Origin of the sequence: Arthrobacter sp. LAPM80 (assembly GCF_046736435.1) — a bacterium.
Classification (GTDB): domain Bacteria; phylum Actinomycetota; class Actinomycetes; order Actinomycetales; family Micrococcaceae; genus Specibacter.
In genome coordinates this window covers 1-263 of record NZ_JBCHVD010000087.1, presented here as the reverse complement: position 1 = coordinate 263, position 263 = coordinate 1, and the positions used below count along the sequence as shown (strand labels likewise).

Annotated in this window: 1 pseudogene; it reads right to left on the bottom strand. The window is 70.3% G+C overall.

The features are described from left to right. Nucleotides 1–263 (bottom strand): annotated as a pseudogene (locus AAGW05_RS18640) (IS21 family transposase); the annotation flags it as partial.

The following is a 263-nucleotide window of genomic DNA, read 5'->3' as shown; positions in this document are numbered from 1 at the left end:
GCCAGAGTGGTCCCAGCGTTGGCCACGCTGGTCCCTTGACTGGCAACACCGCCGGTCCCCACACTGGCCAAGGCGGTCCCCGCCTGGGCAGAACGGGCCGCCGCCGTGACTGCGCCTGGGCTGGTGGCATGGTTGGCGTATTCGGATGGGTCGCGGGCGAAGCGGGTGGCCCCGGCCGCGGCGGCGACCGGCATCAGGGTCGGGGTGTTCTCAACGGCTCTGGCCAGCATCGAAGCTATCTTGCCGACCGCGATGACATCCAG